7 protein-coding genes are annotated in these 6,675 nt (G+C 47.8%); 3 read left to right on the top strand and 4 right to left on the bottom strand.

All coding sequences use genetic code 11. The annotated features are described in order from the left end of the window. Positions 1 to 151: 151 nt before the first annotated feature. Entirely contained in the window at positions 152 to 358 is a 207-nt protein-coding gene (locus C4N24_RS14490; protein ID WP_112091986.1) for a hypothetical protein, read from the top strand. A 194-nt stretch (positions 359 to 552) separates the two neighbouring features. On the opposite strand, the gene C4N24_RS14485 is transcribed toward C4N24_RS14490, so the two are convergent. The 4 genes from C4N24_RS14485 to C4N24_RS14470 all read right to left on the bottom strand — a co-directional run bounded on the left by C4N24_RS14485 (position 553) and on the right by C4N24_RS14470 (position 4,427). Continuing rightward, positions 553 to 1,629, bottom strand: a complete 1,077-nt coding sequence (locus C4N24_RS14485; protein ID WP_112091985.1) for an ABC transporter permease — start codon at positions 1,627 to 1,629, stop codon at positions 553 to 555. Then, entirely contained in the window at positions 1,626 to 2,501 is an 876-nt protein-coding gene (locus tag C4N24_RS14480; protein ID WP_112091984.1) for an ABC transporter ATP-binding protein, read from the bottom strand. Before C4N24_RS14480 ends, C4N24_RS14485 begins: the two co-directional genes overlap by 4 nt. An 85-nt stretch (positions 2,502 to 2,586) precedes the next feature. After that, a complete protein-coding gene (locus C4N24_RS14475; protein WP_112091983.1) occupies positions 2,587 to 3,765 on the bottom strand; it encodes a HAMP domain-containing sensor histidine kinase in 1,179 nt (392 codons plus the stop codon). Continuing rightward, positions 3,753 to 4,427: a response regulator transcription factor gene (locus C4N24_RS14470; protein ID WP_055192417.1), complete on the bottom strand. Its 675-nt coding sequence runs from the start codon at positions 4,425 to 4,427 to the stop codon at positions 3,753 to 3,755. Before C4N24_RS14470 ends, C4N24_RS14475 begins: the two co-directional genes overlap by 13 nt. A gap of 161 nt (positions 4,428 to 4,588) precedes the next feature. On the opposite strand from C4N24_RS14470, the gene C4N24_RS14465 reads away from it, so the two are divergent. Together C4N24_RS14465 and mobQ are read left to right on the top strand one after the other, a co-directional pair. Beyond that, positions 4,589 to 4,903 carry a DUF3847 domain-containing protein gene (locus C4N24_RS14465; RefSeq protein WP_112091982.1) on the top strand — a complete coding sequence of 105 codons (315 nt, stop codon included), beginning with the start codon at positions 4,589 to 4,591 and terminating at the stop codon, positions 4,901 to 4,903. Between the two features lie 273 nt (positions 4,904 to 5,176). Further along, the coding region (gene mobQ, locus C4N24_RS14460) for a MobQ family relaxase (RefSeq protein WP_431733139.1) at positions 5,177 to 6,675 on the top strand (1,499 nt) is incomplete at its 3' end.

Below are 6,675 nucleotides of genomic sequence, written 5' to 3'. Positions count from 1 at the left end.
CTGGAGGACGAAACGCTGGCAGACTGGTACGACCAGATGTTCTACTTTGTCCGTGCTGAGATGGAGTGCTACACCAATATGCTGCTCCTGATACAGGACATCGAGGAGGACAAGGAATGGAGGAAGGAAGATTTTGTCGAGCCTGATGACAATGTTTAAGCTGGAAACCATGATCTACGCCAGTGAGGACGGAACAAGCAGCGTGTTCACGCTGAATCCCGCCCTGCAGAAGCAGCTTGATGCCCTTGCATCGCAGCACCCGGAGGTGTGCCAGAGGAAGGCAAGGGGCGATGCTGGCGGGGTAACGTATCAGGTTAGAGATGCAGCACTGACTATCCAGCCTGTGCGGGCATCTTGAGAGCGATAACCGATCTGCTATGGTAAAATAACCTCCAATCGGCTACCGTATCCCTGCAAGTCATCATTGGTTTGTGTAAACACAAAGAAGCGGCGGCTCTGAAAATTGAGCCGCCGCTTCAAAATGGGCGCGCGGATATGTCTGCTATACGACGGCTTTTTTCTTTTGCCGTCGTCCGGTAGATCATTCCATATTTATGAAACTTGGTGCTTGGCAAATACACGGCGAGAGATACCTGCACAAACTCCCAAAAAGAGCAGTGCTGCCGGGATTGCCCATATCGCATACAGCATCCCGTTACTCATTTGTTCCACCGACAGGAGCGAAATGGCCAGTACATGATAGATCGGAAGAAGTCCAACCAATCGGAACAATGGATTTACTTCGGTGATCGGCAGCAAAACGGGAAAAAGAAAAATTGCCATCGCCGCAACCAAAGCTACAATCTGATTTTTACTGATTGCAGATAGGAACAGTGTAATTCCCGTAACGCTAAGCGTACAGGTAAATGCCAGCAGAATTTGATATTTGAGCAGCGTACCGCAGGTGATATTAAAAGGGATAAACGCTTCCACATAGTCACTGGGGGCAAATAGAATACTGCAATCCAACCCTTCTGTTCCATAAAAAACAAAAGCAAGAAGCAGGTTAAATGCTGCAATCAGCGTGGTAGTGAGAATGGCGGTGATAATACCTGCAACCACCTTTGCAGTAGCGCATTTGGTTTTACCGTACTTGCTTGTCAATATGATATTATCAACACCTTCATACTCGCCGGAGAAAATCGGAGCAAGCATGATGATAACCGCAAGAGCAAGCGCGACAAAAACCCGCACCATGTTTCGACTGGTGGAAAGCCAACCGTCCACATAGCCAATTTTGATTTCTTCATTGCCAAATACATCAGAAACACTTAATCCGTTCCAATTTCCCTCTTTATCAGAAAATCGTGAAAAGGCTGCCGATTGCATGGCGTTTTGATAAACATAGATTGCACTCAATCCATGTAAATCTGATGTCGGTGCAAAATCAGACATCATTTGCTGCACTTTTTCGTCTGTCAGAATTCCTTCATATTTCGCTGCAATTTCCTTGTCGATTTCTACTGCTGTTTTGCCAGTACCTTCACCGATATTTTGGTCAAATGCATATTTGTTTTGAAAGGTGGAAAAGGATAGCAAGGCAGAGAACAGGATAATTCCAATTAGAGCGATGAGCGCCAAACGCTTTGAAAACACTTTCCGCAGTTCAAAAAGAATCAGTTTTTTCATTCTTCACAGCCCCCTTTGAAATAGAACAGGTACAGATCTTCCAAAGTAGGCTGCACCCTTACTGCGTTTTCCATCGGCGGACGATCTCCAATGATTCGTAAAATCGTCTGGTTTTCGCTGGTGTTTCGCAAGTTGCTTGTGTTGTAGGCAGCTGCATATTTTTCCGCATAGGCAGTCGGAACCGTACATTCCCACACTTGATCGTCGATTTCAGAAGTAATCTCCTGCGGATTTCCAAAGTGAATGATTTGCCCGGATTTCATCATGATGATTTCCTCCGCAATAAACTCCACATCGGAAACAATATGCGTAGACAGGATCACAATGCGGTCTTTGGAAAAGGCGCTGATCAAATTGCGGAAACGGACGCGTTCTTTCGGGTCAAGCCCCGCCGTCGGCTCATCTAAAATCAAAATATGAGGGTCATTAAGCATGGCTTGTGCAATCCCTAAACGCTGTTTCATGCCTCCCGAAAAAGTTTTGATTTTTTGCTTACTTTCCTTTGATAAATCTACTGCTTCCAGCAGTTCTTTTGACTTCCTCCGCGCCGCCTTTTCGTCCAAGCCTTTTAGAGCAGAAACGTAGCGCAGAAAGTCATACGCTGAAAAATCGGGGTAATATCCGAAGTGCTGCGGCAAGTAGCCTAAAAGATTGCGATAGCGTTCACCCAGCCCCACAATGTTTTTCTCGTTAAGCAGAATTCTCCCAGAAGTAGGATTTTGGATATTGCAGAGCAGCCGCATAAGCGTTGTTTTTCCTGCGCCATTTGCACCCAGTAATCCGTAGACACCATTTGTTAAGGTAATATTCAAATTGTCCACAGCGGTTTTGGAGCTAAACTTTTTTGTCAGCCCAATTGTTTTTAATTCCATAAAAAGCCCCTTTCTCCATAGGGAGTAAAAAATACTCTCCATGTGTTTTCATGGAGAGTATAGAGGGAAAATATCTACTTTTTATCTACAAGGCAGGAGATTTGAAGTAGGCAGATGCCTTTGCCCCGAATGCAGTATTTTCGATCTTCAAATAGCCGTTGTGGTGTTCACAAAGCAGCTTGCAAATATACAGCCCCAGTCCAAAATGCTCGGAATGGTTGCTTTCCTCTGTGTAATATGGACTGGTGGCTTTTTGCAGACTGCTTTTGTCAAAACCCTTCCCATCGTCTGATACGGAAAGCAGCAAACCGTTGTCATGCAAGGTGAAAGATATTGTTACTAAAGTCCGGGCATACCGCACAGCGTTAGAAATCAAGTTGTTGCATACCTGTGAGATAAATGCACTGTCAAGAGATAGCTGCAAAACAGATATGTCATTTTGTAAAATCAACTCTTTTCTGTTTTTCGTACAAATGATTTTTGCACTGTCATACAAAGAAGATACCAATGGTTGCAAGCCAATCAACTTGTACTCCGGCTGCGTATCTTCCATACGCCTAATGTTGCTCATACTGCTTACATAGTTTTCCATACGGGAAATATGCTTTCCCATTGTGGCGGCGGTTTCCCTCGTTTGGGAATTGTCGCTAGCTTGCAGCATTTCGTTATAGCCTTTTAGTACCGTCAGAGGGGTACGCAAATCGTGAGCAAAAGCGGCGTTGAGTGCTTTTCGTTCTTCAACTTGCCGCCACATTTTAGAGAAATTGTCCGCAAGGGTTGTCCGCATGATTTCAAAGGACGCACAAAGCTGTCCCAATTCATCGTTGTTATCATAGTCGATTGAAAAGTCCAAGTCGTTGTTCGCTATTTTTTCAGAGGCAGTCCGCAGTTCCGCAAGCGGCTTTTTCAACCTGTTTCTGTAAAATAGCAGCGCAGCCGCGATAATACAGAATGCAGAATAGATAGGAGTTGCAACAATGGGAAGTTTCTCCAGTAGCGCAATGGTATGCTCGTCCTCTTTAGACATCGGGACGGGCACTGTCCCGATGTAAGCGCCGTCGCCCAACTGTTCCCCCTGCTCATTTGTCAAATAATATTTTTCGCCGGACGGAGGATAAGATGCGCTGATACCCTCGGCAGCACCATCACAGATTGAAAAAGTCGTTACGGATAGAAAGACTGCGAGTACAACAAAGGCAATTACATAGAGAACAAGGCTTTTTCGGAGAGATAAATAGTGCTTGCGGCAATTTACTTGACCCATTTGTATCCACACCCCCAAACCGTTTCAATATATATGCGGTCGGTGTATGCCGCGATTTTGGACCGTATTCTGCGGATATGCTCTGCTACAACACTGCTGTCCCCCTCGCTGTCATAGCCCCAAATACGCTCATAAATCCGTTCTTTATCAAAGATCTGTCCTGGATTTTGAGAAAGCAGTTCCACAATATCAAATTCCCTTTTTGCAAGACCGACACGCTTATCGCCAAAGAACAAGCAACGTTCTGAATAGTCAATCGTCAAATCACCGGAAAACTTGACTTGTGCTTCAAAATTGTGTCGTGCTTCCCGGCGCAGGTGAGCGCGTACCCGCGCATCAAGCTCTACGAGGGAAAAGGGCTTTACAATATAATCATCACCGCCAACAGCAAAGCCTTTTACCTTATCTGTATCTTCGATTCTGGCAGTCAGAAAAAGGATCGGGCAGGATATGTGATCACGGATACGCTTGCAAACTTCTAACCCGTCTGTTCCGGGCATATTGATGTCAAGCAAAATAATATCCGGTTGTTTTTCCACTTGCTTTAGTGCTTCTGCACCATTGAAAGCGGGCAGGACACGAAAGCCCTTGCTTTCAAAAAAGTTACCGAGCATAGAAACAATATCGCTTTCATCATCAGCAATCAGTATCTTTGCATTCATTATGCTCACCTCCTAACAGCAAATATAGCAATCATTTTTCAATTATTTATCTATTCTCCTAGACGTATTATATTCGTTATCTCAAAGAATACAAGGCGGTAAATATGAATTATAAAATGTTTGTAAACGAATAAAAGTTTTTGAAAAAGGAGCGTGATGCCATGACCCAACCCAAAACCGACCTTGCCTACCTCCGCAGCGAAAAAGCCAAAGCAGAGCAAAAGCTGCGCGCTTGTCAGCACCGGGAGAAGATCCTTGAACGCCAGATGTCAGAGCTGAACCGGAGAGAGCGTGTGCATCGCCTTTGCACCCGTGCCGGAATGCTGGAAAGCTTTCTGGTCTGTCCGGGAGAGCTGACCGACGATCAGGTGATGGAGCTTCTGAAAATCTCGTTCCGTCAACCGGAAGTCGTGCTGGCGCTTGCAAAGATGGTGCATGACGTTCACGAAAAGCAGAACGTTCCGAAACCCCTATGAAATAGGGCGCAATTATACACCGTTCCGGTGAAATTGCGGTCTTGCAGACGGCTCGATGAAATCGAAGCTGGCGTTTGTGCGCCAGCCCGATTCCATCCCAAGGAAAACTGCATTTTCCTTGCGCTGCTACCGCAGCTATCCTTTTGCGGCTCCCGCCTGAGACCGAAGCGCACAGCACTCCGTTCCAAGGCGGCGAGCACAACCGAATACAATTCCAGACCGTTCATCAAGAGCAATCTTGCTGGGCGGTCTTTTTGTTTGGGGGTGATGCCTATTCCGTGTCCGCATTTCAAAATCACCATCGTCAAGCGCAGCCAAGGGCAGTCCGCTGTTGCCGGGGCCGCTTACCAAAGCGGCGAACGGCTGTTCAGCGAGTACGACCAGAAAACGAAATTCTACAACAAGAAGAAAGAGCTTGTCCACGCCGAGATCATGCTGCCGTCCCATGCGCCGCCCGGATATGCAGACCGGGCGACCCTCTGGAACGCCGTGGAAGCCGTGGAGAACCAGTGGAACTCCCAGCTTGCCCGGCGCATTGTGCTGGCATTTCCGGTGGAGGTGCCGAAAGAACAATATCTCTCCATGATAAAAGAATTTTGTCAGGAGCAGTTTGTTTCCAAAGGGATGATTGTCGATTTTGCTATCCACGACAAGGGAGATGGCAACCCACACGCCCACATTCTGCTGACGCTCCGGGCAATGGACGAACACGGCAAGTGGCTTCCAAAAGCCCGCAAGGTCTACGACCTTGACGAGAACGGTGAGCGCATCCGGCTCCCTTCCGGGAACTGGAAGTGCCACAAGGAAAACACGGTGGACTGGAACGACCAGAAGTACGCCGAGGTCTGGCGGCATAGCTGGGAGACCATCACCAACCGCTATCTGGAAGCTGCTGGCAGACCAGAACGTGTTGACCTGCGCTCCTTTGAGCGGCAGGGAATCCAGCAGATACCGACCGTCCATCTCGGCCCCGCCGCACACCAGATGGAAAAGCGTGGGGTGGAAACCTTTCTCGGCAACCTGAACCGGGATATTCGTGCGGCCAACAGCCTGATGCAGTCCATCCGCAGCGCAATTCGTGGGCTGCAACGCTGGATCGCAGACCTGACTGAAAAGAAGCAGATTCTTCTGGACGCTCTGGAAAAGGCAAAGGAGCCCACGCTTTCTGATTTGCTGGTGGACTACTTCAACCTCCGCAACGAGCAGCGCAGCGGTTGGTCTGGCAAGGCAAAACTGAAATGCACTGTCCGGGATTTTGAGGAAGTCAAACAGGCGGTGGACTATTTGAAAGCCCATTCCCTGAACACCGCTGAGGACTTGAACCAAGCCATTGACAGCTTAAACCAGACCGTTGCTCCTCTCCGCAGGCAGTTGAAGCAGAACGAAAACCGTATGCGGGCAATCGCCCAAATCAAGGACGCCGCCGCCGTCCATGCCAAACTGAAACCTATCCATGATACCTTTATGAAGAAGAACTTTAAGTTGACCAAGGACGCTTATGCCGCCCAGCACAAAGAGGAACTGGACACCTTTAATAAAGCTGTCCGCACCCTGATGAAGCTGAACGGCAGCACAACGGTGAATTTTTCGGCATTGGATGCCGAATTTTCTGCGCTGCAATCCGGCAGCGCAGAGTTGCGCACCCAACTGGAAACCTTGCAGCCGGACATCTCTGCCCTGAAAAATATCCGCAAATATATCGACATGGTGCTGAATAAACAGCAGCTTTCTGCACCGGGCGGTAAGATGCCGGAGAAGGAATCGGTGCTGAA

The sequence above is a fragment of the Faecalibacterium prausnitzii genome, from assembly GCF_003287405.1.
Classification (GTDB): domain Bacteria; phylum Bacillota; class Clostridia; order Oscillospirales; family Ruminococcaceae; genus Faecalibacterium; species Faecalibacterium intestinale.
Note: the sequence above shows the minus strand (reverse complement) of the source record. Positions and strands in the feature narration are given on the sequence as shown.

Coding starts and splice junctions, on each gene's coding strand:
- C4N24_RS14490 (WP_112091986.1), top strand. CDS start 152: ATGTTTAAGCTGGAAACCATGATCTACGCCAGTGAGGACGGAACAAGC.
- C4N24_RS14485 (WP_112091985.1), bottom strand. CDS start 1,629: ATGAAAAAACTGATTCTTTTTGAACTGCGGAAAGTGTTTTCAAAGCGT.
- C4N24_RS14480 (WP_112091984.1), bottom strand. CDS start 2,501: ATGGAATTAAAAACAATTGGGCTGACAAAAAAGTTTAGCTCCAAAACC.
- C4N24_RS14475 (WP_112091983.1), bottom strand. CDS start 3,765: ATGGGTCAAGTAAATTGCCGCAAGCACTATTTATCTCTCCGAAAAAGC.
- C4N24_RS14470 (WP_055192417.1), bottom strand. CDS start 4,427: ATGAATGCAAAGATACTGATTGCTGATGATGAAAGCGATATTGTTTCT.
- C4N24_RS14465 (WP_112091982.1), top strand. CDS start 4,589: ATGACCCAACCCAAAACCGACCTTGCCTACCTCCGCAGCGAAAAAGCC.